The organism is Okeania sp. SIO2C2 (assembly GCF_010692625.1).
GTDB classification, from domain to species: domain Bacteria; phylum Cyanobacteriota; class Cyanobacteriia; order Cyanobacteriales; family Microcoleaceae; genus Okeania; species Okeania hirsuta.
The window spans coordinates 1-1,046 of the sequence record NZ_JAAHGM010000180.1 but is presented as its reverse complement, the minus strand read 5'-3'; the positions used below and the strand labels follow the sequence as shown (position 1 = coordinate 1,046).

At 53.9% G+C, this 1,046-nt stretch carries 1 protein-coding gene; it reads left to right on the top strand.

Annotated features, from left to right (window positions below; translation table 11 throughout):
• The coding region (locus tag F6K18_RS36265; RefSeq protein WP_287528221.1) for a DUF2330 domain-containing protein at positions 1 to 1,015 on the top strand (1,015 nt) is incomplete at its 5' end.
• Between the last annotated feature and the right edge of the window lie 31 nt (positions 1,016 to 1,046).

The following is a 1,046-nucleotide window of genomic DNA, read 5'->3' as shown; positions in this document are numbered from 1 at the left end:
CACAATCGAAGCTGAATACGCGGTCGGGGAATACGACATCCAGATCTTGTCAGCGAACCAGTCCAATGGCTTGCTCACATTCTTGAACCAATCCGGGTATAGAATTCCGGTTGATGCTGTGTCTGTGCTCAATGATTATATCCGCGGTGGCATGAAATTCTTCGTGGCGCGGGTTAACCTCGCGCGGCACCAGGCCGGTGTTGCAGGTGGTCAGGGTCGCTATCTGACACCGCTGCAAATAAGCATGAGAAGCGAGAAATTCATGCTGCCGATACGGCTAGGCACCGTGAACGCGCGGGGTGATCAAGAGCTTTTCATTTTTGCCATTACCCGCAAAGGCCGTGTCGAGGGTGCGAATTATGCGACGGTTAAGATCCCGGCTGATGTTAACGTGCCGCCGTTTACCGAAAAACTGTTCGGGCGCTTTTATCAGGACATGTTTGCACGCGAAAAACAAATGACGCCAATCCCGGCCATGTTCCTGGAATACGCTTGGGATCTTTCGTGGTGCGATCCTTGCGCGGCAAATCCGCCGTCGGTTGAGGATCTGCAGTCCCTTGGTGTGGATTGGCTCACGCCTCAAAGTCGTCCCGGTAGTTCGAGTGGCGGCTTAAGGCCTGTTCCTATCCCGCAGCCCATCCCACAGAACGGGGTGGTGCAGCCGAGTATCGTACCTTTGCCACAGCCCTTACCACTGCCCGTATTCCCGCCTCAGCCGCAGGCCATAGATGCCTTCATCACGCGCTTGCACCTTCGCTACAACAAAGTTTCGTTTCCACAGGATCTGCAGTTCCGCGTTACAGACAACCGCGAAAATTTCCAAGGCCGCTTCATTATCCAGCAGCCTTACCTGGGCGAAATGGTTTGCAATGAAGCACAAGCTTACCTTCAACAGGTCAAAGCGCGCGAGCAGAACGAGGCTATCGCTTTATCGCGTTTGACCGGTTGGTCTATCGACTATATCCGTAGGCAGCAAGCCGTATATCCCGGCAAACCAATGCACGAGCGCCGTTAAGAAATGAACTTGACCCAATGCCGCCGATCAA